Raw genomic sequence first — 25,797 nt, 5'->3', positions numbered from 1 at the left:
GTTGCCCGTTCCCGCGCGCTCGGGTCTAGCTACGGGCACCCATGATCTTCCCGACCCATCATCTCCTGACCGCCGCGCTCGCGCTGGTCCTGGTCACCGCACCGAGCGGCGCGCGAGCGCAGGAAGTCGTCCAGCCCCTGCCCGGAACGACCGACGCGGATCGCCTCGGCGACACGATGCGGCAGCTCGCGTCAAACCCCCGCAACGTCGATGCGCTGGTACGCGCGGGGGATCTGTCGATCGGGCTCGGTGATCTGAGCGGTGCCGCGGCACTGTTCGCGCGAGCCGAGAAGGTCGATCCGCGCAACGGCCGGGTGAAGGCCGGCATGGCCTCGATCCTGGTCCGCTCCGAGCGACCGGGCGAGGCGCTGCGCTATTTCGCGCAGGCCGAGGCGTTCGGGCTCCAGCCGCGCTATTATGCCGCGGATCGCGGGCTGGCCTATGACCTGATCGGCGAACAGGACCGGGCGCAGCGCGACTATCGTGTCGCGTTGCGCGATGCCCCCGATGACGAAACCGTCCGGCGTTACGCCCTGTCGCTCGGCATATCCGGCAAGCGTGATCTGGCACTGCAGCAGCTCGACCCGCTGGTCCTCAAGAAGGACCGCGGGGCGTGGCGTGCGCGTGCGTTCATCCTGGCGATGAACAATGACGTGCGCGGCGCAGAGACGATCGTCACGACGATGATGCCCGGGGCTGCGGCGCGCGGTCTGCAGCCCTTTTTTCAGCGTCTGCCATTGCTTGCGCCCGCAGACCGCGCCTTTGCGGTGCATTTCGGCGAAGTGCATGCGACTCCGCAGCGGATCGCCGATGCGCGGATGACGCCGGTCCTGCCGCAACTGGGTGCCGATCCGACCGCGCCGGTAATGCTCGCGGCGGCCGAGCCGCAGCCCGCACCCCAGCCGACGGGCCGTGCCAAGGCGGCCGCCGATCGATCGGCTACCCGCCGCGACAAGCCCGCACGGCCGGGTCGCGTCGAAGTCGCCGCTGTGACGCCGACGCCGACCCCTGCGCCGACTCCGGCCCCAACGCCTTCGCCCGTCCGCCCGGCGGCAACCGTGCAGGCGTCCGCACCGATGGTCATGGTCCAGCCGCTGCCGAAACCACCGGTGGTGCTGGCATCGGCGCAGCCGGTCCAGCGGCCGACCGGTCCTGCGGCCGCCACGACTCTCGCGCCGTCCGCGCCGACATCGACCTTCGTCCAGCCCCTGCCGTCCCGGACGACGTCGGTCGCGGCGGTGGACGCGAACCGTGCGTCGCAAGCAGGCGTGGCGGCGTCTGCGCCGACCCGCGCGCCCGATACGTCCGGTGCGCTGCCCTCTGCGATCGTCGCGCAGATGGCAGCGTTGCCGACCGCTCCGGCCACGACCGCCGGAACGACGCCGCCGGTGATGCCGCGAACCACGACGGCCCCGGTATCGACGGCTGTCCCGACCACGCCAGCGGCATCGGGTGTCGTCGCTACGACCGTTCCGACCACGACACCCGCCGCTGTGCCCGGCATCGCGTCGACCCCGACGCAGGTCGCGGTCGCCGCCACGCCTGCTCCGACCGGGCGGACCATCCCCGTCAGCGAGGATTCGATCCTTGCACGAATCATTGCCGGGCTGTCGATCCCGGCATCCGAACTCGGTGTCGCGCCGATAGCTCGGGCTGCACCCGTGGTGCCGGCAACGGCCTCCGGGGCCGGCGCGGGCGACGACGCCGGCGCACGTGCGCTTGCAGACGCCAAGGCCAAGGCGGAGCGCGATACCGCCGCCCAGGAGGCGGCGCTGGCTGCGACCCGGCTCGCGGATGCGAAGGCGGCACGCGCGAAGCTGGCGGCGGACAAGAAGATCGCCGACCGCAAGGCGATTGCCGACAAGAAGCTCGCCGCCGAGAAGAAGGCCGCCGCCGAGAAGAAGGCGATCGCTGACAAGGCAGCGGCAGAAGAAAAGCGGATCGCGCGCGCCAACCCCGAACGCATCTGGGTCCAGGTGTCGACCGGCGCGACCGAGGGTGACCTGCCCAAGGCGTGGAAGGGTGTGAAGGCGAAGGCGCCGACCGTCGTCGGAACGCGTGGCGGCTGGACGGCGCCCTGGGGCGCGACGAACCGCGTGCTGGCAGGGCCGTTCAAGACCGCCGCGGAGGCGCGGACCTTCGTCAATGCGCTCGCCAAGGAGGGCGTCTCGACCTTCTCCTTCACCAGCGATGCCGGTCAGGTCGTCACGAAGTTGCCCGCCAAGTGAGCGCGCGTGCGCCCTGGGCTTCGGACCCGGCGCGGAGCAGAGGCCGGCTTCACGAGGAACAGAACGGGACCGTCCGCGGCCCGCGCGACGCATTCCAGCGTGACCGTGACCGGATCATCCACTCGATCAGCTTCCGCCGGCTGCGCCACAAAACACAGGTCTTCATGGCGCCCGACGGCGATCATTTCCGCGTCAGGCTGACCCATAGTCTCGAAGTCGCGCAGATCGGCCGTGCAGTCGCCCGCACGCTCGCATTGAATGAGGATCTGACCGAGGCGCTGTGCCTGGCGCATGACATCGGCCATCCGCCCTTCGGACATGCCGGCGAGGATGCGCTGAAGATCGCGCTGACCGGGCAGGGCGGGTTCGACCATAATGGCCACACGCTGCGGACGCTCACCGAGATCGAGCGCCCCTATCCACGATGGAACGGGCTGAACCTGACCTGGGAAACGCTCGAAGGGCTGGCCAAGCATAATGGTCCGGTCCGCCATCCCGGCTGGGCGCTGCGCGTGGCGGACTCGGCGTTCGATCTCGCGCTGACGAGTTTTTCGTCGCTCGAGGCGCAGGTCGCGGCGATCGCCGACGACATCGCCTATGACAATCATGACATTGACGACGGTCTGCGCGCAGGTTTGCTGACGCTCGATCAGTTGATGGCGGTCCCGCTGATCGCGCGCGGCTGGGACGATACCTGTGCGCGCTTCCCCGATGTCGAGCCGAAGCGGCTGATGGGGGAACTCGTCCGTTCGCAGATCGGCACGATGGCCAACGACCTGATCGCCGAAACGCGTCGCCGGATCGCGGCGAGCGGTGTCACCAGCGTCGAGGACGTGCGCGACGCGGGCGAATGCCTTGTCGGGTTTTCCGATGCGATGCGTGAGGAAGAGCGCGATCTGAAGCGGTTCATGTACGCGAACCTGTATCATCATCCTCGCCAGATCGCCGCGGCGGATGCCGCACATGGGATCGTGACCGGACTGTTCGCGATCTATCGCAACGATCCCGGCACGATCCCCGAGGAATGGCGCGACCGCCTGCCCGAGGCGGATCCGGATCGCAGCCGGCACATCGCCGACTTCATCGCCGGCATGACCGATCGCTATGCCATCTCGCGCTACCGCGAGCTGGTCGGGCCGATCGATCTGCCCGAGGGGTTCTGAAGCCCGGCCGATTTCGCGGGATCAATGTCCACGCGAAATCGGCTGAGCCGCCAGTGTCTTAGCGTGCGACGGCGGCGATACCGCCGGCCGCGCCCGATGCTTCGGTCGTCGCGAAGGCGACCGGCACGCCGCCCGCCGTACCCGACACGCGGTCGCCGCGCACGATCAGGTGAAACGCCTGGCCCGACGGGAATCGGCGGCCGTTGATGATCTGGCGGCCGTTCTCGACGCTGCTGGTGTAGACATAGGTGCTGCCTTCATACTCGAAGGACTGCTTGGCTTCCTTGGCCATGCCGATCGTCGAGGTGAGGGCGGCCGCCGCGGCGGCGAGGACGTATACGGTCTTGCGCATGATATGTGCTCCGCAGTGAAAGATCGTACCGGGCGCAATCGGGTGGTCACCCAGCTTTGATGCCCTGAAGATATTGCGGTGCAGCATAAGCAGCAATTGCAAAGGAGTCCGTCGCACTTGCACGGCGTGCACGGCAACCCTTGGCGCCGCGATTGGCATAATCCTGCGACACTCCCGGCCTAGGGCCAGACCGCAGGAGATGACGGATGACCCAGGCGAGCATCGCATTGAACCGGTTCGGAATTGGTGCCCGACCCGACGACGCGGTCGGTAACGGCAGGGACTGGCTATCGGCGCAGATGCCGGCGTTTGCGATCCGCCCGCCGGCGATTGCCGCCGCCCCCGACAGCGCGCGCGTTGCAACCGATCTCGCGAGCTATCAGCAAGCGCAACGTGCGGCTCGCGCGGCCGCACCACCGCCGGATGCCATGCGCACCGCGCCGGCGACACCGCCGGTGCGCAGCGACGCGGTGCGGGCCGCACGACAGGCGATGGGGAAGCAGGCACGGGACGATTACGGCGCTGCGGTTGCCGCGCGCGCGATCGCTGCGCTCACCACGCAGACTCCGTTCGTCGAGCGGCTCGTGCATTTCTGGGCGAATCACTTTGCGGTGTCGGCCGACCGGGTGACGGTGGTCGGGCTGGCGGGGACGCTCGAGTTCGAGGCGATCCGGCCGCACGTGCTGGGCCGGTTCGGCGACATGCTGGCGGCGGTCGAACGGCACCCGGCGATGCTGCTCTATCTCGACCAGGCGGTGTCGGTCGGCCCGAACAGCGCGCTCGGCATGCGGGTCGCGGCGCGGGGCGGGCGCAAGGTCGGGCTGAACGAGAACCTCGCGCGTGAGATCCTCGAGCTGCACACACTGGGCGTGCGCACCGGCTATGGTCAGGACGACGTCACCGAGCTTGCGCGTGCGATGACGGGGTGGACGGTGGCGGGCCTGGGACGTGGCGGCGGGCGGGATCAGGGCCCGGCGGGGCGGTTCCGGTTCGCGGCGGCGGTCCACGAACCCGGTGTGCGGACCGTGCTGGGGAAACATTATGCCGAGGATGGCGAGGATCAGGCGGGGGCTGTCTTGCGCGACCTCGCGGTGAACCCGGCGACCGCGACGCATGTCGCGACCAAGCTCGCCCGGCACTTCGCCGGTGACGTGCCGCCGCCGGCGATGGTCGCGCGCTTGCGGGCCGTCTTCCTCGAGACGGGCGGCGACCTGCCGAGCGTGTACCGCGCGCTGATCGCGTCGCCCGAGGCCTGGATCGAGACGCCGGTGAAATTCAAGACGCCCTGGGAATGGTCGATCGCGGCGATGCGCGCGCTGGGCATGACCAATGTCCAGCCGGGCGCGATCGCCGGCCTGCTGACGCAGCTTGGCCAGCCGGTGTGGAAGCCCGGACAGCCGGCCGGCTATGACGATATCGCCGCGAGCTGGGCGGGGCCCGATGCGGTGATGCGCCGGGTCGAGGCGGCGGAGCGGTTCGCCTCGCGCGCGGGCGGGGCGATCGATGCCCGCAGACTGGCGGCGACGCTGTTCCCCGGATCGGTGAGCGCCGCCACGACCGCGGCGCTGGCGCGCGCCGAAAGCCCCGGGCAGGCGCTCGCGCTGCTGCTCGTCGCACCCGAATCGATGCGGAGATAAGCCATGCTCGACCGTCGTCACGTCATCACCTCCGCCATGCTCGGCGGCCTCGCCGGCTCCTTTGCACCGCGCATGGCCTTTGCCCGCGCCGCCACCGCCAAGCGGTTCGTTTTCATCATCCAGCGTGGCGCGGCCGACGGGCTGGGGACGATCGGTGCGGTCGGCGACCCGGCCTTCGCGGGCGTCCGCGGCGATCTCGCCGCCGACTTCGCGTCGGGCGCCAGGCTCGACGGGTTGTTCGCATTGCATCCCGCGCTCGCGACGACCGCGGGCCTCTATGCGCGCAAGGAGGCGGTGTTCGCGCATGCGATCGCGTCCCCCTATCGCGATCGATCGCACTTCGATGGGCAGAATGTCCTCGAGACGGGCGGCGCCACCGCCTATCAGGTCAAGGACGGGTGGCTCAATCGCTTGCTCGACCTGCTGCCCGCCGATTCGGCGCGCGGCATCGCGGTCGCCGCGACCGTGCCTATGGCGCTGCGCGGCCGGCGGGAGGTCGCCTCCTATGCGCCGTCCAACCTGCCCGATGCGTCCGACGACCTGCTCCAGCGTGTCGCGATGCTGTATCAGGGCGACGCGCAGCTTCATGGCCTGTGGAGCGAGGCGATGGCGACACGGACGCTGACCAGCGACCTCGCCGCGGCGAACGGCCAGAATGCGGCGGCGACGGGTACGCTCGCCGCGCGCCTGATCGCGCCGGCGAACGGCGCCCGCATCGCGATGATCGAGACCGGCGGCTGGGACACGCATGCCGGCCAGCGCGGACGGCTCGCCGCACAGCTGAAGGGCCTCGATGCGATGATCGGCGCGTTGCAGACGGGGCTCGGGCCGCTCTGGGCGGAGACGATGGTCCTTGTCGCGACCGAGTTCGGGCGGACCGTCGCGGTCAACGGGACCGGCGGCACCGATCACGGGACGGGCGCGTCGGCGATGGTGCTGGGCGGCGGGGTCGCGGGCGGGCGCGTGATCGCCGACTGGCCGGGGCTGGGGGCAGGGGCGCTTTACGACGGGCGCGACCTCAGACCGACCATGGCGCTCGACGCGTTCATCGGCGGTGCGGTCGCCGCGCATTTCGGCGTCGAGCCCGGCCGCGCGATGGCGACGCTGTTCCCGGCCAGCGCCCGGACCCTGGCGATCGAGGGGTTGGTCCGCACCTGACCGGGCCGGTGCGGGATGAATTGAGCCCGGCCCTGCTTTGGGCTAGAGCCCCCGCTTCCTTACGATACCGGAATTGTCATGACGCTCTATACCCGCTTCGCCGCGCATATCGATGCGGCGCTCGACACGCTGACCGAGGCGGGATTGTTGCCGGCCGGGCTCGACCGCAAGAACGTGACGGTCGAGCCGCCGCGCGATGCAAGCCACGGCGATCTCGCGACCAACGCGGCGATGGTGCTGGCCAAGCCCGCCAAAACGAACCCGCGCGTGCTGGCGGATGCGCTGGTCGTCGAACTCGGCAAGATCGAGTCCGTCGACAGCGCGAGCGTGGCGGGACCGGGCTTCATCAACATGAAGCTGACCGACGATGCCTGGCGCGGCGAGCTGGCCGCGGTGCCGGTCGCGGGGGCCGATTACGGGCGCTCGACGCTGGGCGACGGGATCACCGTCAACATCGAATATGTGTCGGCGAACCCGACCGGACCGATGCACATGGGGCATTGCCGGGGCGCAGTGGTCGGCGACGCGCTGGCCAGCCTGCTCGAATTTGCCGGGCACCGGGTGATCCGCGAATATTATGTCAACGATGCCGGCGGCCAGGTCGATGTGCTCGCGCGCTCGGTTCACCTGCGGTACCGCGAGGCGCTGGGCGAGACGGTGACGATCCCCGAGGGCCTGTATCCCGGCGATTACCTGGTGCCGATCGGGCAGGCGCTGGCGAGCGAATATGGCGATCGGTTCGTGGATGCGCCCGAAAGCGAGTGGCTGGCGACGTTCCGGACGCGCGCGGTCGCGGCGATGATGGTGATGATCCGCGCCGATCTCGCGCTGCTCGGGATCGAGCATGAGGTATTCTCCTCGGAGGCGGAGCTGCAGGCGCTCGGCAAGCCCGAGGCGGCGGAGGCCGAGCTGCGGTCGCGCGATCTGGTCTATGACGGCGTGCTCGAGGCGCCCAAGGGCGAGATGGCGGACGACTGGGAGCCGGTCGAGCTGCCGCTGTTCCGCTCGACGCAGTTCGGCGACGACCAGGATCGGCCGATCAAGAAGTCGAATGGGTCGTGGACCTATTTCGGTGCCGACCTCGCCTATCATTTCCAGAAGAGCCAGACCGCCGACCAGCTGATCGACATCTGGGGTGCGGATCATGGTGGCACGGTCAAGCGGATCGTCGCGGGCGTGGCCGCGCTGACCGGCGGCAAGACTCGGTTCGACGTGAAGCTGGTCCAGATGGTCCGGCTGCTGCGCAATGGCGAGCCGGTGAAGATGTCGAAGCGGTCGGGCAATTTCGTCACGCTCGCCGATGTCGTGAACGAGGTCGGCAAGGATGTCGTGCGCTTCACGATGCTGACGCGGCGGTCGGACGCGCAGATGGATTTCGACTTCGCCAAGGTGGTCGAGGCGTCGAAGGACAATCCGGTCTTCTACGTCCAATATGCGCATGCGCGGATCGCGTCGCTGCACCGGCGCGCGGACGAGGCGGGAATCGCCGCGATCGAGGCGGACCTGTCCCGGCTTGATACGGACGAGCTTGCGCTGATGAAGCTCGCCAGCCAGTTCCCGCGAATCGTCGAAACCGCCGCCACGGCGCGCGAGCCGCACCGGATCGCGTTCTATCTCTACGACTTGGCCGCAGCGTTCCATGCGCTGTGGAATGTCGGCAACGATCGGCCCGAGCGGCGCTTCCTGGTGGTCGAGGATCCCGGCGCCACGGCGGCACGGCTTTTCTTGGCGGACGCAATCGGGCAGATCATCCGCAACGGCCTTGCCATCATGGGCGTCGAGGCGGTTTCGGAGTTGAACTGATGGCCGACGAGATGAACCTGCGCGAGGAAGATCGACTGCCCTGGCTGGAGACGATCGAGTCGGACGATCGTGACGGCCCGCCGATCGCGCGTGTCGTCGCGCTGGTCGTGCTGGGGCTGGGTCTGCTCGCGGCGATCATCTTCGGGGTCTACACGCTGCAGAACCGCGTGCCGTCGGGCGACGGCCAGTTGATCGCCGCGCCGGCGACGCCGTACAAGGTCAAGCCCGACGCGGTCGGCGGCCTCAAGGTCAATGGCGAAGGCGACAGCGCGATCGCGACCAGCGCGGGCAAGGGTGCCGGCAATGGTGCGATCGACCTGACGGGGGTGCCCGAGGCGCCGGTCGCCGGACGCCGTGCGGTGGCGACGTCGACGGGGGCGGACGATCCTGCCGGCCGCAACGCGGTGGCGCAGGTGCCTGCATCGGGCGGCCGGCTGGTCGCGGCCCCGCCGCTTCAGGCGCGGCCGGCAGCGGCGGGCCCCGTCGCGAGTGGATCGCTCGTTCAGCTCGGTGCCTTTCCGAGTGCTGCGGTGGCCAATTCGGCGTGGACCAACTTCGCCAAGCGCTTCAGCTATCTCGCGCCGCTGAACAAGTTCGTCGAGCCGGTCGCACGCGGTGGCAACACGCTGTACCGGTTGCGCGTCGATGCGGGCAGCGCGAACCAGGCCGCCGATATCTGCGGACGGTTGCGTGTCGCCGGCGAAACCTGCTTCGTCGCCAGCTGATCGTCGCGCTGCGACAGGTTGAACGTGACGACGCAGGGGCGGTTCGCTAGGCGAGGCGCATGAAGCCCGTCATCTTCGGCCTGTCCGGCCCCGTGCTCACCTCGCAGGAACGCGCATTCTTTGCCGAGTGCGTACCGGCCGGATATATCCTGTTCAAACGCAACGTCGTTGACCGTGCCCAGCTGCGCGCGCTGACGGATTCGCTGCGCGCGATGGCGGGGCGCGACGACCTGGCGATCCTGATCGATCAGGAGGGCGGACGCGTCGCCCGGATGGGGCCGCCCGAATGGCCGAGTTTTCCCGCGGGACCGGTATTCGACGCGGCCTATGACCGCGCGCCGATGACCGCGATCCAGGCAGCCCGGGCGAACGCCCAGGCGCTCGGGGTGATGCTGAGCGAGGTCGGGATCACGGTCGACTGCCTGCCGCTGCTCGACGTCGCGCAACCCGACACGACCGAGGCGGTTGCCTCGCGTGCGTTCGGGTCCGATCCGATGCGCGTCGCAGCGCTCGGGCGTGCCACGCTGGAGGGGCTGGCCGCGGGCGGTGTCGTCGGGGTCGTCAAGCACATGCCCGGCCATGGCCGCGCACGCGTCGACACGCACCATCACCTGCCCACCGTCACCGCCACCGATGCCGAGCTCGAGGTCGATATCGAGCCCTTCCGCACCCTCAACCAGGCGCCGATGGGCATGACGTCGCATATCGTCTTCGACGCGTGGGACGCGGATCGCCCGGCGACGTTGTCGCCAATCGTGATCGACCGGATCATCCGCGACCGCATCGGCTTCGACGGGCTGCTGATGACCGACGACATCGACATGAAGGCGCTGTCGGGTACCGCGGGCGACAAGGCGGCGGGCGCGATCGCGGCAGGATGTGACCTGGTCCTCGACTGCTGGGCGCGCATGGACGAGATGGTCGAGATTGCCGGCCGGTTGGGCCCGATCTCCGCGGTGGCGCGCGCCCGTCTCGATCGCGCGATGGCGTCGGTGGGCCCTGCACAGGGACGGTTCGACGATCTGATCGCGACCCGGGATGCGCTGCTGGACCGGGCCATGCACGACCCGGCCGGAGACTGATCGCCTCGCGCGACGGCACGAGCGGGCTGCGACGGATGCGCGGATGCTGTACGCAGCGCGGATGGACGATGCACAGCTGACGCTGGATCTGGATGGATGGGAGGGACCGCTCGACCTGCTGCTGTCGCTCGCGCGGGCGCAGCGGGTCGATCTGCGGACGATCTCGATCCTGTCGCTGGTCGAGCAATATCTCGCCTATGTCGATGATGCGCACACGCTCAAACTCGAACTCGCCGCGGATTATCTCGTGATGGCGGCGTGGCTGGCCTATCTGAAGTCGGCATTGCTGTTGCCCCGAGACCCGTCGGTCGAGCCCGATCCGGATGACCTAGCACGGCGTCTCCAGCACCGGCTCGAGCGGCTCGATGCGATGCGCGAAGCGGGGGCGCGGTTGATGGCGTGCGACAGGACGGGGCGCGACGTCTTCGTACGCGGCGCACCCGAGGGGCTGCGGACGATCCGCAAGGCGGTCTGGACGGCGGAAATCTTCGACCTGATCGCTGCATACGGGCGGGTATCGGGGCGCACCCGGCCGGTGATGCACGTGGTGGTGGACCGCGCGGTCATGACGCTGGAGGCGGCGCTCGAGCGCGTGTCGATGATGGTCGGCGAGCGGCTCGACTGGGGCAGGATCGAGACGTTCCTGCCTGCATCCGCGGTCGCGCCCGGCGCGGAGCGGTTTCGTCGCTCGGCTCTCGCATCGAGCTTCGTCGCGGCTCTCGAACTGGCGCGGCAGGGGCGCGTCGAGCTGCGGCAGGCGGCGCCCTTTGCCCCGCTCTATCTGCGCGCCACGCAGGCATGACGCGGCCCGATGCGCTCGTCCGCGCAGTCGAGGCGGTGCTGTTCGCCGCCGACGCGCCGCTGACACTTGATGCGATCCGCGCGCATGTCGGGGCGATCGCGACGGCGCGCGACGTCCGCGCCGCGATCGAGGTGCTGGTCGAGGACTATACGGCGCGCGGCTTCAATATCGTCCGGCGCGGGGATCGCTGGCAGTTCCAGACCGCGCCCGACCTCGCTCATGTGTTGCGCCGCGAATCCGAAGAGCCGCGGCGGCTGAGCCGGGCGGGGATCGAGACGCTGGCGATCATCGCCTATCACGAGCCCGTCACCCGCGCCGAGATTGAGGCGATCCGCGGCGTCCAGATCTCCAAGGGCGTGCTCGACGTGCTGATGGAGGCGGACTGGGTCCGGCCCGCGGGGCGGCGCGAGGTTCCGGGGCGACCCTTGCTCTATGCCACGACCGCCGCTTTCCTTGTGCATTTCGGGCTGAAGACCCGGCGCGACCTGCCGGGCATCGACGATCTCCGCGCTGCGGGGCTGCTCGATCCGGTCGATGTCGACGTCGAGGACCGTACAGATCGCGGCAGCCATGAAAGCACTGTGGCAAAGCGTGACGATGACGCCTAGATAGAGGCAGGTTTTCAGGAGAATTGTCATGGGCGGATTCAGCCCGATCCATCTGCTCGTTCTTGCGGTCGTCGCGATCCTCCTTCTAGGCGGCGGTCGGTTTTCCAGCCTGATGGGCGACGTTGCCAAGGGCGTTAAGAACTTCAAGAAGGGCATGGCCGAGCCCGACGACGAGACGCCGGCCAAGCCATCCGCGCGTATCGAAGCCCAGAAGACCGCCGATCCGGCCTTCGATCGCGACGGCAATCGCGTCCGTGAAGACCGCTGAGCCGCGCTTGACGTTCCCAGACTCGACGGGTCCAGATAGGCGCGCCTGAATGTTCGATATCGCTCCGTCCGAATTCCTGCTCGTGGCATTCGTCGCGCTCGTCGTGATCGGTCCGAAGGACCTCCCCAAGGCGATGCGTGTTGTTGGCTATTGGGTCGGCAAGGCGCGCGGCGTCGCGCGCCAATTCCGGTCGGGCTTCGACTCGATGGTCCGCGAGGCGGAGCTCGAGGAAATGGAAAAGCGCTGGGCGTCGGAGAATGAGCGGATCATGCGTGAGCACCCGCCGACCGACACCGCGCAGATCGTCCATTCGCCCGAACCCGACATCCATCACGATCTGCCGTCGTCCGAACCCGTGATGGTCGAGAAGCCCGTCGTGCTCCCGGCGTCCGGGTTCTCGGGTGATAAGCCGGCGCCGGCCGGGCTTGATATCGAAGCGCCGACGCCGGATCACCGGGACAGCGTCGACGCGACACCCGGGCAGGATCGGCACGAACACGCCGTGCCGGCTGCCACGCCGTCCGACGCGCGGACGGGCAAGTCCGACGTAGCGTCGTCGTGACCGACTTCCAGACTGCCGAGAGCATAGCGTCATGAGTGAGATCGACGAGAGCCGGGCCCCCTTGCTCGACCATCTTATCGAGTTGCGGCGGCGGCTGCTCTATTGCATCGCCGCGCTGGTCGTGACGTTCGCCGTGGCGATGTATTTCGCCGAGGATATCTTCGGCTTTCTCGTCCACCCGCTGCTCGCGGCGGGGCAGGACACGGTGATCTACACCGAGGTGTTCGAGGCGTTCTTCGTCCAGGTGAAGGTCGCGTTCTTCGCGGCGATGATGCTGTCCTTCCCGGTCATAGCGAACCAGCTCTGGCAGTTCGTTGCCCCCGGTCTGTACAAGAAGGAGAAGAACGCGCTCCTGCCGTTCATCCTCGCGACCCCCGTCCTGTTCCTCACAGGCGCGGCCATGGCCTATTATGTCGCGATCCCGATGGCGCTCCACTTCCTGCTGGGGTTCGACGGCGTGGTCGGCGGCGTGAAGCGCGAGGCGCTGCCGGCGATCGGCAACTACCTGTCGTTTACGATGCAGTTCCTGTTCGGCTTCGGGATCGCCTTCCTGCTGCCCGTGCTGCTGATGCTGCTCGAGCGCGCCGGGATCGTCACGCGCAAGCAGCTCGTCGGCGCGCGGCGCTACGCCATCGTTGCGGCGTTTGCGATTGCTGCGGTCCTGACGCCCCCGGATATCGGGTCGCAGCTGCTGCTCGCGATCCCGCTGACGATCCTTTACGAATTCGCGCTGATCGGCATCTGGTTCACCGAGCGCAGCCGGGCTAAGGCCAAGGCGCAGGATGAGACGTCGGACTCTACCGATATCGCCGAAACGCACTGAGCGATCGGCGCCAGATGTAAAAACGGGGCCCGGTGCAGCTGCACCGGGCCCCGTTTTCGTATCTCAAGCGCAAAGGCTTACTTGGCGTCGCTCGCGGTCTTCGCCACGGTGCGGCCGGCCGAGCTCACGTCCTTGCCGGCGCCTTCGACGGTGTTGCATGCCGACACGATGAGCGCGCTGGCCACAACGGCCAATCCAACCAACTTACGCATAATACTTCCTCCTAGAAGGGCTTGAATGCCACCGAGGGGAGAAATGTACGGGCGCGGGTTTCGTTCCGTTGGTGCAACCAGGCACGCATCTGATTTGGAATGATAAAGGCCCGGAAGCGTCACCGGGGGGGGAGGGTGATGCTTCCGGGCCTGTCACTTGGATAGCGAGAGCGGGGGGGCATAAAGTCGCTATCCGAACTATAGAACGGCGCTCGGGAAAGGTGGTTCCTGCCGTTTTCAAGTTTTTTTCGACGAGGTGTTTCGTCGTGCCTAATCGCGACCGATGACGGCAAAGGCGATCTCATAGGCGCCGACCAGCGGGTCATGATGGAGCGCCGAGCGCAACTGGCGCGAAAGGCCTTCCATTACACGGCCATAGCGCGTTGCTGCCTCGCGCAGCGCGTCGCTCTCGATCAGCGCCCGCGAGACGACGCGGAGCACTGCGCGGTCGGGCGTGGCGCCCGGCTGGATCGATACGCGAATCTGTGCCGAAGGATCGCAGGTCATCGCCAGCTCGATCGTTTCGGTCGCAAGGAACGCGACCGCCACGGCAACGTCTTGATTGACGAGGAACGGAGCGACGTCGAGTGTGATGCCAAGGCCATGCGAGCGATCGGGGGCAGTGGCGCGGATGTTGGCGGACAGCTCGCCCAGCATCGTGCGCATGTTGAGCCCGCGATTTTCCTCGAGCTCGGCGAAGTGATTGCGGTGCACGACCGCCAGCGCATCGACCCGGCGCTGGATCGACGAATAGGCCTCGGTCGCGTCGGCGCTGCGTGCACTGCGGGCGTGGAAGTTGATCAGGCTGGAGATCACCTGGAGGTTGTTCTTCACCCGGTGATGCACTTCGCGCGTCAGCTTGGTCTGTCGCACGAGCCCGGCCGCCAGGCCCGCTTCGTGCGCCGCCACGGTCCGGCTGATGACCTGGAACGTATCGCCGAGCTCGCGGATCTCCTGCGCGGGTATGGTGCGGACGGTGCCGGTATCAATGACCTCGCCCGGCGTGAACGCAGCGACCGCGGCGCGCAATTGCCGCAAGGGACGGATCAGCAGGCGGTCGACGACGAACCACCCGATCCCCGCTGCCGCCGCCCACATCAGCAGCGGCAGCAGCAGCGCGATGATCAGCGACGAGGTAATCGGTGCGCTGCGGATGCTGGTGCGCAGCGCAAGGCCCGCGACGCCAAGGTCCGTACGCATCGTCTCCAGCCGGTCGAGCGGTGCCTCGTCGTCGATCGATTCGAGGAGCAGCGCGTCCTGTCCGAGCATCAGCGCACTGTTGAATTCCAGGGTCTGGTTGGACGGCCGGCCGATCCGTTCGAGGAAGGGTTGTGGGAAATAGGCGCGTGCCGACGTCTCGCCGCCGGGGCCGGTGATCGCGAGGACCAGGCCGCGGTTCGGGACGATCGCGGCGGCAACGGGATTGCTGGTCGAATCCAGCGCGACGGCTTCGGGCAGCGCGCGCCCGCACAACACGCGGCCGGCGCGGTCGGTGATGACAAATCGCGTACCCGAGGAGGCCTGCTGCGCGAACACGCCCTGTGCGCGGGCGCAGCTCGGCGCATCGGCCGGGTCGAAGCCCAGCGCGTTCACCGCGACGCGCAACGCGGTCATGTCACCGATCAGTTCGATGGCGATCGATCGTGCGCTTTCTGCCGCAGCGACCCGCAACCGTGCACGGGCTTCCGCATCGGCGACACGCGTCGTTTGCAGGGTCGCGAAGATCGCGATCAGCGCGAGCGGCAGAAGCGCTGCGCTGAGGATCAGGAAAAGCTTGGCCCCGGTGGGGAGACGCCCGATCGCGGTGGCGATCTGCGACGGTGGACGAGCCGCTGTCGCATCGGCGTCAACGGAGCTGGTGTCGGTCGGGGTCTCTGTGGAGCCCGGGACGGCAGGTGACGGGGTGCCGGATTTGCTCACGGAACCGGTTGGCGAGGCCATGCGGCCCGCCCTCAGTCCAGCTTGCCGAGCAGCGCCAGAAACTCGTCGGGAACGGCTTCCTCGACGGTCTGCTGATAGACCGACCGCAATGCCGTTCCCATCTGCCGATCGCGGGCCGTGTCGCGCGGCTTGCCGGTGCCCTTGCCAGCGGGAGTGCCGGCGGGAGTTTCGTTCTGCGTGTCGTGGCCCAAACTCAAAATTTCCCCCTGCACGACGCACGTAAGATGATGTTTACCATAAGCCGCGGGCGGCACATGACACAGCTAGACCTGCGTCATACACTCGCGGTGATTGTCCGTGAAACCAAATAGCCTCTCGTTAGTTCCCTGTTCGAGCGAAAAATCGATATTGTCGTGGGCGTCGGGCCAAAAGGTTCCGAGGGTCTGGCAATCGGTCGGTCGCGTCATATTCTAGTATCGTCGTCCTCACCGGGCCGGCGTAACGATCAGGGAGTTACCAATACCCATGTCGCTTGGACAGCAACTCGCACCGCATCTTCCCTTTCTGCGGCGCTACGGCCGGGCCCTGACCGGCAGCCAGAGTCATGGCGACAAATATGTTCGCGCGACGCTCGAGGCGATCGTCGCGGCGCCGGATGAATTCCCGAAGGACGTCGATCCGCGTCTCGGTCTTTATCGGATGTTCCAGGCGATCTGGTCGTCGGCGAATTATGACGAGATGGGCGACGAGGGTGTCGGCGATACCGACGGCCACGCCGCAGTTGCCCGCGCACGTATGTCGCGGATGACTCCGCTGTCGCGTCAGGCGCTGCTGCTGACCGCGATGGAGGGTTTCACGCCCGAGGACGCGGCCTATCTGATCGACGTCGATGCGAACGAGGTCGAAGAGCTCGTCGCCGCAGCACTGGCGGAAATCGAAGGTCAGACCCGCGCGCGCGTCCTGATCATCGAGGACGAGCCGATCATCGCGATGGATATCGAGACGATCGTGCGCGACCTGGGTCATGACGTGACCGGTGTCGCGGTGACCCGCGACGAGGCCGTGGCCCTTGCGATGGAAGAGCGTCCGGGTCTCGTGCTCGCCGATATTCAGCTGGCAGACGACAGTTCGGGTATCGACGCGGTCAAGGACATCCTGGCCGAATTCGAGGTTCCCGTGATCTTCATCACCGCGTTCCCCGAACGTCTCCTGACCGGTGAACGTCCCGAGCCCACCTTCCTGATCACCAAGCCGTTCCAGCGCTCGACAGTGAAGGCGGCAATCAGCCAGGCACTGTTCTTCGATCAGACGACCGTTCCCGGCGCCTGATGCGCCGCTAGACTTGGGCCGGGGTTGCCGTCGACGATATCGTCAGCAACGCCGGCATCAAGTTTTTGATAGTTACGGACCCAAAACGGCTTTCGGGGGTTTCAGTCTCATGGTTGACCCAAAAGAGCAGATCCACGTCGCCGGCGAAGACGCCCGCGCCGGCGCAACACCGCATATGACCCGCTATATCCTTGTGATATCACTGGTCCTGGTTATCGCCATTTTTGCATTTCTCGTCATTCGATAGCATATGCGTGGCGTGGCGGAGCGGCTGATGCCGGTTCGTATGCTCAAGATCGCCGTCCTCTGGGCGGCGGTCGTCATTCGGGAACGATCGGAATTTCATGGTACAGCCCGCCCAGCGTGACGACGAAGTCGACGGCGCCGAGCCTCAGGTCGCGCCCGTTGAGCACGTCTCGCTTTCCGATGCCGAGTTCAAGGTCCAGCTTGCCCAGGTGATTCCGCACCTGCGTGCGTTCGGGCGGTCGCTGTCGGGCAGCCGCGACCTTGCGGACGACCTGGTGCAGGAGACCCTGCTGAAGGCGTGGGCCGCACGACTGCGCTTCCAAGCTGGTACCAACATGCGTGCTTGGACGTTCATCATCCTGCGCAACCTCTATCTGTCACAGATGCGCCGCGCCCGCTTCAAGGGTGAGTGGGACGATCTGGTGGCGGATCGCATCCTTGCGGCACCCGCGAGCCAGGACCGGCATGTCGAGCTGGGCGATATGCAGCGTGCATTGATGCATCTGCCGCAACCGCAGCGCGAGGCGTTGATCCTCGTCGGCGCGGGCGGGTTCGCGTACGAAGAGGCGGCGGAAATCTGCAACGTGGCGGTCGGCACGATTAAGAGCCGGGTTGCGCGTGGCCGTGTTGCGCTCGAAACCATTCTAACGGATGGATCGCTGCCGTCGCGTCGCGATCATGAAACCGACACGACGAAGACGGCACTCGACTCGATCATGGGCGATGTCGAGGAACTGAGCCGCGGGCGGTGAAATAGACGCCCGCCGCGGCTAGCGTTTGGATCAGTGCGGTCGCGGCGACATGACGTCGAGTTCACGCAGCAAAGACATGAACTCGTCGGGCATTCCGGAGTCGCGATCGAACGCACCGCGCAGCGACTGGCCGATCGCATCCGTCTTGCGAGGCGCGCGAACGACCAGATGATCGGTCTGGTCACGGCGAATAGTCGGGTGCAGATGGGTCATGCAGGGTCAACGAGCCTCAAGAGCTTTTGTTGCTGCCCTGGCTTGACTTTATAAAAGAATTGTGGGGTGTGGCTTGGGTAACGCGCATCGGGCGTCGGACATCATCGCCGCGACGCAGCGCGCGCGACGCTGGTCCCCCTTCCTCGCCATGCTCCTCGACCGCGAGCCTGTCCTTGCCGCCGCGCTGGAGGAGGGGCGACTGGATCCGGACCCCGTGCCGCTCGATCTCGACATGCCGGTCGCACGACGCCTCCGCCTCGAACGGCGTGCGCTCGCGCTGAGGGTCGCGATCGGTGACCTCGCGGGGGTGTTCGATCTCACCGCTGTGACGCAGCAGCTTACCGGGTTTGCCGACCACGCGCTCGACACGGCGATCCGCACCGCGATCGAAGAACGCACGCCCGGCGCCGAAGCGCGCGGGTTCGCCGCGATCGCGCTAGGTAAACAGGGGAGTGGCGAACTCAATTACTCGTCGGATATCGATCCGATCCTGATCTACGATCCGGCAACGCTGCCGCTGCGGCCACGCGAGGAACCCGAAGCCGCCGCGGTGCGGATCGGCAAGCGCGTCGTCGAACTGCTCCAAGCACGTGACGGCGACGGTTATGTGCTGCGCGTCGACCTCCGCCTGCGGCCGTCTCCCGAGATCACGCCGATCGCGCTGCCGATCGATGCGGCGATCAGCTATTACGAGGCGCAGGCGCTTCCCTGGGAGCGTGCCGCCTTCATCCGCGCGCGCGCCGCGGCGGGCGACATAGCGCTCGGCAGGCAGTTCCTCGACACGGTCCGCCCGTTCGTCTGGCGGCGCGCGCTCGATTTCGGCGCGATCGGCGAGATTCGCGGCATCTCGCGACGGATCCGCGATCATCATGCGCAGGGTCAGGCCTTCGGGCCGGGTTACGACCTGAAGCGCGGCCGCGGCGGGATCCGCGAAGCCGAATTCTTTGCGCAGATCCATCAGTTGATCCATGGTGGTCGCGATCCAGCGCTGCGCGCGCCGGCCACCCGCGTCGCACTTGCGCGGCTGGCGGAGGCGGGGTGGATCGGCGGAGATGAGGCGCGCGCGCTGATCGACAGCTACACGCTGCTGCGGACGATCGAGCACCGGGTGCAGATGATCGACGACCGGCAGACGCATGCCTTGCCGACCGGCGATGCGCTCGAGCGAGTGGCGTGGCTGCACGGGCTCGACGGCAGCGCGGCATTGCTGGCGCTGCTCGCCCCGCATGTCGCGGCGACCGGGCGGATCTACGACGCGCTCGACGATGGCGCGGCATCCGGGCTTTCGCATGATCCGACGCGGCTCGACGCCGAGCTGGCAGAGGCGGGATTTGCCGAACCCGAACCCGCGCGCCAGCGGATCGCCGCGTGGCGGGCAGGGGCCTATCCCGCACTGCGTAGCAGTGCCGCGCAGGCGGCGCTCGAGGCGGTCCTGCCGACGCTGGTCCCGGCGCTGGCCGCCGCGCCCGAGCCGCAGGCCGCGATGCTGAGACTTGATTCGATGCTCGAGCGCCTGCCGAGCGCGATCAACGTATTCCGACTGCTCGAAGCACGACCGGCGCTCGCCACGCTCCTCGCGGCGATCCTCAGCCACGCGCCGACGCTGGCGGAGGAACTGGCGCGGCGCCCCGCGCTGCTCGACGGGTTGATCGATGCGACCGCGCTCGCCCCGGTCGCGGCGGTCGACGCGCTGATCGACCGGATGCGCGCGGGCGAGGCGGGGCTCGATTATCAGGGGCGGCTCGATCACGTCCGGCGTGTGGTCGGCGAACTGCGCTTTGCGCTGGGTGCGCAGATCGTCGCCGGGACGTCGGATCCGCTCGACGTTGCGGCGGGCTATGCGCGCGTGGCGGAGGCGGCGATCGCGGTGCTGGCGGAGGCGACGATTCGCGGCTTTGCCGAGGTCCATGGCCAGGTACCGGGCAGCGAGCTCGTGATCCTCGCGCTCGGCCGGATGGGCGGCGCGATGCTGACGCATGCGTCCGATCTCGACCTCGTCTACCTTTTCACCGGCGATTTCACCGCCGAGTCGGATGGCGCCAAGCCGCTTGGCGCGACGCTCTATTACAACCGGCTCGCGCAGCGGGTGACCGCGGCCTTGTCGGTCGCGACCGCGGCCGGGCCACTCTATCAGATCGATACGCGGCTGCGGCCATCGGGTGCGCAGGGGCCGCTGGTCGTGACGCTCGACAGCTTCGCACGCTATCAGCATGAGGAGGCCTGGACGTGGGAGCATATGGCGCTGACCAGGGCGCGGCCGGTCTTCGGATCCGCGCCCGCCAGAGCGGCGCTGTCCGCGGTGATCGCCGATGTCCTGACCGGTGCGCGGACCGAGCGCGACGTGGTCGGCGATGCTACGCGGATGCGCGCCGACATGGCCGCGCACAAGCCTGCCAAGGGGCCGCTCGACGCGAAGCTTCTACCGGGTGGTCTGGTCGATCTGGAATTTGCGACGCATGTGGTACAACTTGTTGAGCGCAGCGGCTTCGATGCCAATCTGGGGCGTGCGATCGCGCAGCTCGTCACCGAAGGGCGGATGCCCGCGACGATGCTCGCCGCGCATGATATACTAACCCGGTTGCTCGTGACGCTGCGGCTCGTCGCGCCCGACGCGGCGCCGCCCGGCCCGCCGACCCAGGCGTTGATCGCGCGGGCGCTCGGGCTGCACGACTGGCCTGCGGTTCTTGCGGGCCTTGCCGAGGTCCGGCAACAGGTGACCGCGTTCTGGCACGAACTGACAGGAGAGCAGGATGGATGACGGTGCGATGATCCCGGACGTCGCGGTGACGATGCCCGATGGCACGGCCGTTGCGCTGACGACGCTGGCGCGCCCGCTGGTCGTCTATTTCTATCCCAAGGATGATACCGCCGGCTGCACGCGCGAGGCGCAGGACTTTTCCGCGCTCGAGTCGGCCTTCGCTGAGATCGGGGTCGGCGTGCTCGGCGTGTCGAAGGACACGCCCGCCGCGCATGCCAAGTTCAGCGCCAAGCACGGTCTGACGGTTTCGCTGGCGACCGACGTCGATGGCGCGGTCTGCGAGGGCTTCGGGGTCTGGGTCGAGAAGGCGATGTACGGCCGCAAATATATGGGGATCGAGCGCGCGACCTTCCTGTTCGACGCGGACGGCCGACTGGCGACATCGTGGCGCAAGGTCCGGGTCCCCGGCCATGCCGAGGCCGTTCTTGCTGCCGCCAAGGCGCTGACCCCGCAATAAAGACCGTTCCACGGGGCAGGGCGCGGCGTCCCCTGGCGGGGTGATTCCTTTTTACCGGTACCATTTGGTTTCAACGGCTCAACGCACGCGCGTCCCGGTCCACCCCAACTTGGCGACGAAGCTCTTGCCGAAGTGGGTCAAATCGGCACACATCCTGACTTGTCTGGGACGCGGAGGGGCTGCGGTTCAGGACAGAGTCTTGGCGCCGGGCCCGTTTGCGATCCGGCTCCTGTTTTTTGTCGGGGACCAATGGTCGATATCACCGTTTCCGCTGCAGCCTTAGCCAACCGCGCAGCCTTTCGTATCAAGACGCTTTTCGCCGCGCGGGACCTGACGGTTCACGACGGCCACTCGGTCCGCCGGGTTCGCCTGGGCAGCCGGAAGCAGGCGGCGATGGCGGCACTCAGCGCCGTGACGCTCGGTTTTTCCGGCTATGGTGCCGCGCAGGCAGCCTATGGCGCCGCAGCCGCGACCGGCGTCGTTGCCGCACCCGATTCCGAACTCCAGGTCGCGCAGATGGAGCGCCGCATCGGTCAGATGCAGGCGCGCGTCGCGACCATACGCCAGACCGCCGCAGCGCATGCCGCGCGCGTCGAACAGCGCCAGCAGCTGATCACCGCCGCCCTGACCGGCAAGGGCGACACCAAGGCGATGGCGCTGGCGACGCTGGCGATCGACCCCGCGCCCGACGCGCTGGCGGCCGATGTCGTCAAGCCGCTGGTCAAGGTCGAGGGCCGCCAGCGCGTTCTCGCCGACGCGGCGCAGTCGGTTCTCGATCAGCGCTATGCCGACACCACGGACACCGTGCGCAAGCTCGGCCTGCGTCCCGAACGCGTCGCTGCTGCCGCCAAGCGCACTCAAGCGAGCAAGCAGGCCGCCATGGGCGGACCGCTGGTCGCCGCCGACAGCCCCGAGGCGCTGGCCGATGTCCGCGCCGACGCCCAGTTCCGCACGCTGTTCCAGACCTGGAAGAAGCTCGACACGCTGCAGCAGGGGGTGATCGCGATCCCTTCGGTCCAGCCGGTTCATCTGCTATCCTTCACCAGCAATTTCGGCATCCGGTCGGATCCGTTCCGCGGGACTGCCGCGATGCATGCCGGCGTCGACATTCCGGGTCCGGTCGGCACGCCGATCTACGCCACGGCGGACGGCATCGTCTCGCATGCCGGTCGTCAGGGCGGCTATGGCAATCTTGTCGAGCTCAATCATGGCAAGGGCATCGCGACCCGGTACGGCCATCTCTCGAAGATCCTCGTCGGCGACAATGCCCGCGTAACGCGCGGCCAGCTGATCGCGCTGATGGGCTCGACGGGCCGCTCGACCGGCCCGCATCTTCATTATGAAGTCCGGATCGACGGTCATGCCGTGAACCCGATCCCGTTCCTCACCACCGCCGACTACCTGCTCGCCGCGCAGGATCGCTCGGTCGGTGCGATCCCGGTCTCGACCGACGGTCCGGCAGCGCAGGACTGAATCGCACGGTTTTCTATCAAGCCCTGTCCGCGATCCTCCGCGGCAGGGTGAGGTTGCCGCGGATAGCGGGACCGCCTATCTCGGGACCATGGCAACCCTGGCTCCCGACATCATCCTGACCCCCTCCGCTGCGGCGCGCGTCGCCGCCATTGCTGCCCGACAGGGCAAGCCGGCGATCCTGCGCCTTTCGGTCGATGGCGGTGGCTGTTCTGGTTTCCAGTACAAGTTCGGGTTCGCCGATGCGGCCGAGGCGGATGACGTGGTTGCCGAACGCGACGGCGTCCGGCTGGTCGTCGACAGCGTCAGCATCGACCTGGTCCGCGGTTGCGCGGTCGACTATGTCGAGTCGCTCGCCGGCGCGGCGTTCCGCGTGGAAAATCCCAATGCAGCCTCGGGCTGCGGTTGCGGCTCGAGCTTTTCGGTCTGACGCCCGGTGAAGATCGTCACGTACAACATCAACGGGATCAAGGCCCGTCTCCCGCGGCTGCTCGAATATCTTGCCGAAGAGCAGCCCGAAATCGTCTGTTTGCAGGAACTCAAGACCAGCGACGAAACCTTTCCGGCCGCGGAGATCGAGGCGGCGGGGTACGGTGTTGTCTGGCATGGGCAAAAGGCCTGGAACGGCGTGGCGATCCTAGCCAAGGGCCAGACCCCCAGGGTCCGGCAACGCGGCCTCGAAGGCGAGCCCGAGGACGAGCACAGCCGCTATATCGAGGCCGAGGTCGACGGGCTGGTGATCGCCGCGCTGTATCTGCCCAATGGCAATCCGCAGCCCGGTCCGAAATTCGACTATAAGCTCCGCTGGATGACGCGGCTCGCGGCGCGCGCGCGCGTGCTGCTGGCCGAGGAGGTACCCGCCATCCTCGCGGGCGATTACAACGTGATCGCGAATGACGACGACACGTTTTCGGTGTCGCGGATGCAGGACGATGCGCTGATGCAGCCCGAAAGCCGCAGCGCCTATCGCGCGTTGCTCGGGCAGGGCTGGACCGATGCCCTTCGGACGCAGTTCCCCAAGGGGGGCGTGTGGACCTTCTGGGATTATCAGGCGGGCGCGTGGCAGCGCGACGCGGGCTTCCGCATCGATCATCTGCTGCTCAGCCCGCAGGCGGCCGACCGGATGATCGATGCCGGTGTCGACAAGGCCTATCGCGGTCGCGAAAAGGCGAGCGATCATGCCCCGACCTGGGTCCGCCTGCGATGAACGCATTGGCGGGGCGGCCTGCGACACGGCTTGCCACGGGTGTGCTGGCGACGCTGCTGCTGGCCTGTTCGACCCAGGTTCGCGCGCAGGAGCGGGACTATTGCCCTGAACGCCCGGGGATCGACACGCCCGCCTGCACCATGGAAAAAGGCCGCGTCTCGGTCGAAACCGCGCTCGCCGACTGGACGCGCGACGACGGGGCGGGCTCGCGCGAGGACAATGTCCTGATCGCCGATACGCTGGTCCGGGTCGGGGTCAGCGACACGGTCGAGGCACGGGTGGGATGGACGCCGTTCGGCCATGACCGGACGCGCGACGCAACGGGGATCGACGTCGCGGACCGTATCGGCGACGTGTCACTGAGCATGAAGGCCAGCCTGAGCCATCCCGACGGCAAGGGCCTGTCGATCGCCGTCCTGCCGTTCGTGACGCTTCCCGTCGGCCGTTCGCCGGTCGGTGATGGCGACTGGGGCAGCGGGTTGCTGCTGCCGGTGACATTCGAAATGTCCGACACGGTGTCGCTCGACCTGACACCCGAAGTCGATGCCGCGGTCGACGATGACGGGCATGGCCGGCACCTGGCCTATAGCAGCGCGGTCGGCCTCGCCTTCACGCTCGACAAGGCGGTGACGCTGAACGCCGAGCTGCAGGCGCTGCGCGACGATGACCCGGCCGGCCGCAGCACCCAGGCACTGGCCGCGCTCTCGCTTGCCTGGATGGTGGGCCACGATCTTCAGTTTGACATTTTCGGGGCGGCGGGCTTGACCCATGATACCCCCGACGCGCGGCTATATGCGGGGGTGGCGCGGAGGTTCTAGATGATCGCGGTGCTGATCGGACTGCAGGCCGTCGCCGGCCCCCCGCTGCCGCGCGAACTTCGCCCCCCGGTCGCTCGGGCGGCGACCCCCTGTCCCGTGACGCCGCCCGGTGGCGAGATCGTCGTCTGTGGCCGGCCGACCGACCAGCGTCTTGCACGGCTCCCCACGCCGCCGGTCAACGCGCCCGACGCGCCGATGACGTTCCGGCTGCCGGGCGGCGGGACGGGCAAGGTCCATGCGGTCCAGAGCACGCTGCCGGGGGCAACCGGATCCGGGGCGGTGGTCACGCTGCGCATCCCGTTCGGTCTGGGTCGCCGAGCGGCCGACCCCGCCCGTTAGGCTCAGGCCGGGTCGCGTGGCCGGGTCCGCAGCGCATCGCTGAGCGAGGCGGTACCGCTGCCGCGTCGCGCCGGCTTGGGCTGTGACGGGGCGGGCGACCAGCCGGTGAGGAAGATGATCTCGAACCGCTCAGCGGTCCGCCCGTCCGCGTCGGCGAGATCGGCAAAGGCCTGTGCGAGCCCCGCCAGCGCCTGACGACCGAGCGCGCTGCGCCCCGCGAGTACGTTCGTCGCCGCCATCCCGCGAAGATCGCCGAGCAGTCGCCCGACATCGCGGTAGCCGACGTTCAGAGTCTCGATGTCCGCCACCGGCAGCGCGAAGCCCGCGCGCATCAGCAGATCGCCCGCCGAACGGACGTCGATCTGCGGATGCAGCCGCGCGGCGGGTCGCTCCGCCTCCGCCACCCGCAACGCCTGGCGGAGCGACGGCAGGCTCCCCGCCCCGACGAACGCGCCGAGGAACAGTCCATCCGGCCGCAGCACGCGGCGGATCAGCGACAGCGCGCCAGGCAGATCGTTGACCTGGTCGAGCACGCCCGCGCTGACGACGAGGTCGAACGATGCGTCGGCAAAGGGCAGCCGGTCCTCGTCGGCCTGAACGCCGCCCGCGTGCGCGGCAAAGCCATGGCCCGCATCGCAGCGTACGACCCGTGCTCCCGGGGGCGCGACGAACGCGCCGTCGAAACATCCGAGATCGAGAATGTCGGCAAAGTCCCGCGTCACCGCATCGAGCCGCTCGGCGATCCCGTCGAGCATCGTCGCGCGCACGAAATCCGCGTCGGCATAGGCGGCACGCGCGCGGTCGCGGCGCTGGCGGCGGGCGACCCGGTCGAAGATTTCCGGGGCGCTGCCTTGGCTGGGGTCTGGGATCTGCACGCCGCGCTTGTGCCGTCTGCATGCTTTGA

At 68.0% G+C, this 25,797-nt stretch carries 27 protein-coding genes; 21 read left to right on the top strand and 6 right to left on the bottom strand.

Annotation, left to right across the window (positions count from 1 at the left end; genetic code table 11):
• Positions 1-41 precede the first annotated feature (41 nt).
• Both GV027_RS09050 and GV027_RS09045 read left to right on the top strand, forming a co-directional pair.
• On the top strand, positions 42-2,228 hold the full coding sequence (locus GV027_RS09050) for a tetratricopeptide repeat protein (protein WP_159511651.1): 2,187 nt from the start codon (positions 42-44) through the stop codon (positions 2,226-2,228).
• Entirely contained in the window at positions 2,225-3,391 is a 1,167-nt protein-coding gene (locus GV027_RS09045) for a deoxyguanosinetriphosphate triphosphohydrolase (protein WP_159511650.1), read from the top strand. The genes GV027_RS09050 and GV027_RS09045 overlap by 4 nt, the downstream gene beginning before the upstream one ends.
• 58 nt (positions 3,392-3,449) lie before the next feature.
• On the opposite strand, the gene GV027_RS09040 is transcribed toward GV027_RS09045, so the two are convergent.
• The gene (locus GV027_RS09040) at positions 3,450-3,743 is read right to left on the bottom strand and encodes a hypothetical protein (RefSeq protein ID WP_159511649.1); all 294 of its coding nucleotides are present in this window, start codon (positions 3,741-3,743) and stop codon (positions 3,450-3,452) included.
• A gap of 206 nt (positions 3,744-3,949) precedes the next feature.
• Between GV027_RS09040 and GV027_RS09035 the strand changes: the two genes are divergently transcribed.
• From GV027_RS09035 to tatC, 10 genes are all read left to right on the top strand, one after another.
• Positions 3,950-5,380 (top strand): DUF1800 domain-containing protein, encoded by a 1,431-nt coding sequence (locus GV027_RS09035; protein WP_201302602.1) that lies wholly within the window; start codon positions 3,950-3,952, stop codon positions 5,378-5,380.
• Between the two features lie 3 nt (positions 5,381-5,383).
• Positions 5,384-6,538 (top strand): DUF1501 domain-containing protein, encoded by a 1,155-nt coding sequence (locus GV027_RS09030; RefSeq protein WP_159511648.1) that lies wholly within the window; start codon positions 5,384-5,386, stop codon positions 6,536-6,538.
• 78 nt (positions 6,539-6,616) lie between these two features.
• Positions 6,617-8,341, top strand: a complete 1,725-nt coding sequence (argS, locus tag GV027_RS09025; protein ID WP_159511647.1) for an arginine--tRNA ligase — start codon at positions 6,617-6,619, stop codon at positions 8,339-8,341.
• A complete protein-coding gene (locus GV027_RS09020; protein ID WP_107045989.1) occupies positions 8,341-9,066 on the top strand; it encodes an SPOR domain-containing protein in 726 nt (241 codons plus the stop codon). Before argS ends, GV027_RS09020 begins: the two co-directional genes overlap by 1 nt.
• Before the next feature lie 59 nt (positions 9,067-9,125).
• A complete protein-coding gene (locus tag GV027_RS09015) occupies positions 9,126-10,148 on the top strand; it encodes a glycoside hydrolase family 3 N-terminal domain-containing protein (protein WP_159511646.1) in 1,023 nt (340 codons plus the stop codon).
• A gap of 43 nt (positions 10,149-10,191) precedes the next feature.
• Entirely contained in the window at positions 10,192-10,950 is a 759-nt protein-coding gene (locus tag GV027_RS09010; RefSeq protein ID WP_236559126.1) for a segregation and condensation protein A, read from the top strand.
• Entirely contained in the window at positions 10,947-11,558 is a 612-nt protein-coding gene (gene scpB, locus GV027_RS09005; protein ID WP_056405415.1) for an SMC-Scp complex subunit ScpB, read from the top strand. Before GV027_RS09010 ends, scpB begins: the two co-directional genes overlap by 4 nt.
• Before the next feature lie 28 nt (positions 11,559-11,586).
• Positions 11,587-11,826 carry a twin-arginine translocase TatA/TatE family subunit gene (locus GV027_RS09000; protein WP_031394888.1) on the top strand — a complete coding sequence of 80 codons (240 nt, stop codon included), beginning with the start codon at positions 11,587-11,589 and terminating at the stop codon, positions 11,824-11,826.
• A 49-nt stretch (positions 11,827-11,875) separates the two neighbouring features.
• Entirely contained in the window at positions 11,876-12,388 is a 513-nt protein-coding gene (gene tatB, locus GV027_RS08995; protein WP_159511645.1) for a Sec-independent protein translocase protein TatB, read from the top strand.
• A gap of 31 nt (positions 12,389-12,419) precedes the next feature.
• The gene (gene tatC, locus GV027_RS08990; RefSeq protein WP_031394886.1) at positions 12,420-13,211 is read left to right on the top strand and encodes a twin-arginine translocase subunit TatC; all 792 of its coding nucleotides are present in this window, start codon (positions 12,420-12,422) and stop codon (positions 13,209-13,211) included.
• A gap of 77 nt (positions 13,212-13,288) precedes the next feature.
• Here tatC and GV027_RS08985 read toward each other — a convergent pair whose 3' ends face one another.
• From GV027_RS08985 to GV027_RS21445, 3 genes are all read right to left on the bottom strand, one after another.
• Positions 13,289-13,423: an entericidin A/B family lipoprotein gene (locus tag GV027_RS08985; protein WP_031394885.1), complete on the bottom strand. Its 135-nt coding sequence runs from the start codon at positions 13,421-13,423 to the stop codon at positions 13,289-13,291.
• 270 nt (positions 13,424-13,693) lie between these two features.
• The gene (locus tag GV027_RS08980) at positions 13,694-15,364 is read right to left on the bottom strand and encodes a sensor histidine kinase (RefSeq protein WP_159511644.1); all 1,671 of its coding nucleotides are present in this window, start codon (positions 15,362-15,364) and stop codon (positions 13,694-13,696) included.
• An 11-nt stretch (positions 15,365-15,375) separates the two neighbouring features.
• A complete protein-coding gene (locus GV027_RS21445) occupies positions 15,376-15,561 on the bottom strand; it encodes a NepR family anti-sigma factor (RefSeq protein ID WP_146163677.1) in 186 nt (61 codons plus the stop codon).
• Between the two features lie 268 nt (positions 15,562-15,829).
• Here GV027_RS21445 and GV027_RS08970 point away from each other — a divergent pair, with 268 nt between their 5' ends.
• Both GV027_RS08970 and GV027_RS08965 read left to right on the top strand, forming a co-directional pair.
• Entirely contained in the window at positions 15,830-16,633 is an 804-nt protein-coding gene (locus GV027_RS08970; RefSeq protein ID WP_031394883.1) for a response regulator, read from the top strand.
• Positions 16,634-16,977: 344 nt separating this feature from the next.
• Positions 16,978-17,631: a sigma-70 family RNA polymerase sigma factor gene (locus GV027_RS08965; RefSeq protein ID WP_031439350.1), complete on the top strand. Its 654-nt coding sequence runs from the start codon at positions 16,978-16,980 to the stop codon at positions 17,629-17,631.
• 30 nt (positions 17,632-17,661) lie between these two features.
• Here the strand turns inward: GV027_RS08965 and GV027_RS08960 are convergent, their stop codons facing one another.
• Positions 17,662-17,844, bottom strand: a complete 183-nt coding sequence (locus GV027_RS08960) for a hypothetical protein (protein WP_159511643.1) — start codon at positions 17,842-17,844, stop codon at positions 17,662-17,664.
• A 148-nt stretch (positions 17,845-17,992) separates the two neighbouring features.
• Between GV027_RS08960 and GV027_RS08955 the strand changes: the two genes are divergently transcribed.
• From GV027_RS08955 to GV027_RS08925, 7 genes are all read left to right on the top strand, one after another.
• Positions 17,993-20,602 (top strand): bifunctional [glutamine synthetase] adenylyltransferase/[glutamine synthetase]-adenylyl-L-tyrosine phosphorylase, encoded by a 2,610-nt coding sequence (locus GV027_RS08955; RefSeq protein WP_159512830.1) that lies wholly within the window; start codon positions 17,993-17,995, stop codon positions 20,600-20,602.
• Positions 20,595-21,059 carry a peroxiredoxin gene (locus tag GV027_RS08950; protein WP_159511642.1) on the top strand — a complete coding sequence of 155 codons (465 nt, stop codon included), beginning with the start codon at positions 20,595-20,597 and terminating at the stop codon, positions 21,057-21,059. Before GV027_RS08955 ends, GV027_RS08950 begins: the two co-directional genes overlap by 8 nt.
• 249 nt (positions 21,060-21,308) lie before the next feature.
• Positions 21,309-22,532, top strand: coding sequence for a M23 family metallopeptidase (locus tag GV027_RS08945; RefSeq protein ID WP_159511641.1), 1,224 nt, complete (start codon positions 21,309-21,311; stop codon positions 22,530-22,532).
• A gap of 88 nt (positions 22,533-22,620) precedes the next feature.
• Positions 22,621-22,959 (top strand): iron-sulfur cluster insertion protein ErpA, encoded by a 339-nt coding sequence (gene erpA, locus GV027_RS08940; protein ID WP_031394554.1) that lies wholly within the window; start codon positions 22,621-22,623, stop codon positions 22,957-22,959.
• A gap of 6 nt (positions 22,960-22,965) precedes the next feature.
• The gene (xth, locus tag GV027_RS08935) at positions 22,966-23,736 is read left to right on the top strand and encodes an exodeoxyribonuclease III (protein WP_159511640.1); all 771 of its coding nucleotides are present in this window, start codon (positions 22,966-22,968) and stop codon (positions 23,734-23,736) included.
• The gene (locus tag GV027_RS08930; protein ID WP_159511639.1) at positions 23,733-24,554 is read left to right on the top strand and encodes a transporter; all 822 of its coding nucleotides are present in this window, start codon (positions 23,733-23,735) and stop codon (positions 24,552-24,554) included. The genes xth and GV027_RS08930 overlap by 4 nt, the downstream gene beginning before the upstream one ends.
• Positions 24,555-24,893 (top strand): hypothetical protein, encoded by a 339-nt coding sequence (locus GV027_RS08925; RefSeq protein WP_159511638.1) that lies wholly within the window; start codon positions 24,555-24,557, stop codon positions 24,891-24,893.
• Between the two features lie 2 nt (positions 24,894-24,895).
• On the opposite strand, the gene GV027_RS08920 is transcribed toward GV027_RS08925, so the two are convergent.
• Positions 24,896-25,768, bottom strand: a complete 873-nt coding sequence (locus tag GV027_RS08920; RefSeq protein WP_236559125.1) for a class I SAM-dependent methyltransferase — start codon at positions 25,766-25,768, stop codon at positions 24,896-24,898.
• Between the last annotated feature and the right edge of the window lie 29 nt (positions 25,769-25,797).

The sequence above is a fragment of the Sphingomonas sp. T1 genome (assembly GCF_902506585.1).
GTDB lineage: Bacteria > Pseudomonadota > Alphaproteobacteria > Sphingomonadales > Sphingomonadaceae > Sphingomonas > Sphingomonas aerolata.
The sequence above is the reverse complement of the archived record's forward strand: the minus strand, read 5'-3'. Positions and strand labels throughout refer to the sequence as shown.

Excerpts from the sequence above, each read along its gene's own strand:
- GV027_RS08930 (WP_159511639.1), top strand. The coding sequence starts at position 23,733 with ATGAACGCATTGGCGGGGCGGCCTGCGACACGGCTTGCCACGGGTGTG.
- tatB (WP_159511645.1), top strand. The coding sequence starts at position 11,876 with ATGTTCGATATCGCTCCGTCCGAATTCCTGCTCGTGGCATTCGTCGCG.
- GV027_RS08950 (WP_159511642.1), top strand. The coding sequence starts at position 20,595 with ATGGATGACGGTGCGATGATCCCGGACGTCGCGGTGACGATGCCCGAT.
- GV027_RS08945 (WP_159511641.1), top strand. The coding sequence starts at position 21,309 with ATGGTCGATATCACCGTTTCCGCTGCAGCCTTAGCCAACCGCGCAGCC.
- GV027_RS08970 (WP_031394883.1), top strand. The coding sequence starts at position 15,830 with ATGTCGCTTGGACAGCAACTCGCACCGCATCTTCCCTTTCTGCGGCGC.
- GV027_RS08960 (WP_159511643.1), bottom strand. The coding sequence starts at position 17,844 with ATGACCCATCTGCACCCGACTATTCGCCGTGACCAGACCGATCATCTG.
- GV027_RS08955 (WP_159512830.1), top strand. The coding sequence starts at position 17,993 with ATGCTCCTCGACCGCGAGCCTGTCCTTGCCGCCGCGCTGGAGGAGGGG.
- GV027_RS08965 (WP_031439350.1), top strand. The coding sequence starts at position 16,978 with ATGGTACAGCCCGCCCAGCGTGACGACGAAGTCGACGGCGCCGAGCCT.
- tatC (WP_031394886.1), top strand. The coding sequence starts at position 12,420 with ATGAGTGAGATCGACGAGAGCCGGGCCCCCTTGCTCGACCATCTTATC.
- scpB (WP_056405415.1), top strand. The coding sequence starts at position 10,947 with ATGACGCGGCCCGATGCGCTCGTCCGCGCAGTCGAGGCGGTGCTGTTC.
- GV027_RS09030 (WP_159511648.1), top strand. The coding sequence starts at position 5,384 with ATGCTCGACCGTCGTCACGTCATCACCTCCGCCATGCTCGGCGGCCTC.
- GV027_RS09010 (WP_236559126.1), top strand. The coding sequence starts at position 10,192 with ATGCTGTACGCAGCGCGGATGGACGATGCACAGCTGACGCTGGATCTG.
- GV027_RS09050 (WP_159511651.1), top strand. The coding sequence starts at position 42 with ATGATCTTCCCGACCCATCATCTCCTGACCGCCGCGCTCGCGCTGGTC.
- GV027_RS09000 (WP_031394888.1), top strand. The coding sequence starts at position 11,587 with ATGGGCGGATTCAGCCCGATCCATCTGCTCGTTCTTGCGGTCGTCGCG.
- argS (WP_159511647.1), top strand. The coding sequence starts at position 6,617 with ATGACGCTCTATACCCGCTTCGCCGCGCATATCGATGCGGCGCTCGAC.
- GV027_RS09035 (WP_201302602.1), top strand. The coding sequence starts at position 3,950 with ATGACCCAGGCGAGCATCGCATTGAACCGGTTCGGAATTGGTGCCCGA.
- GV027_RS08980 (WP_159511644.1), bottom strand. The coding sequence starts at position 15,364 with ATGGCCTCGCCAACCGGTTCCGTGAGCAAATCCGGCACCCCGTCACCT.
- GV027_RS08985 (WP_031394885.1), bottom strand. The coding sequence starts at position 13,423 with ATGCGTAAGTTGGTTGGATTGGCCGTTGTGGCCAGCGCGCTCATCGTG.
- GV027_RS09015 (WP_159511646.1), top strand. The coding sequence starts at position 9,126 with ATGAAGCCCGTCATCTTCGGCCTGTCCGGCCCCGTGCTCACCTCGCAG.
- GV027_RS09040 (WP_159511649.1), bottom strand. The coding sequence starts at position 3,743 with ATGCGCAAGACCGTATACGTCCTCGCCGCCGCGGCGGCCGCCCTCACC.
- GV027_RS08925 (WP_159511638.1), top strand. The coding sequence starts at position 24,555 with ATGATCGCGGTGCTGATCGGACTGCAGGCCGTCGCCGGCCCCCCGCTG.
- erpA (WP_031394554.1), top strand. The coding sequence starts at position 22,621 with ATGGCAACCCTGGCTCCCGACATCATCCTGACCCCCTCCGCTGCGGCG.
- GV027_RS09020 (WP_107045989.1), top strand. The coding sequence starts at position 8,341 with ATGGCCGACGAGATGAACCTGCGCGAGGAAGATCGACTGCCCTGGCTG.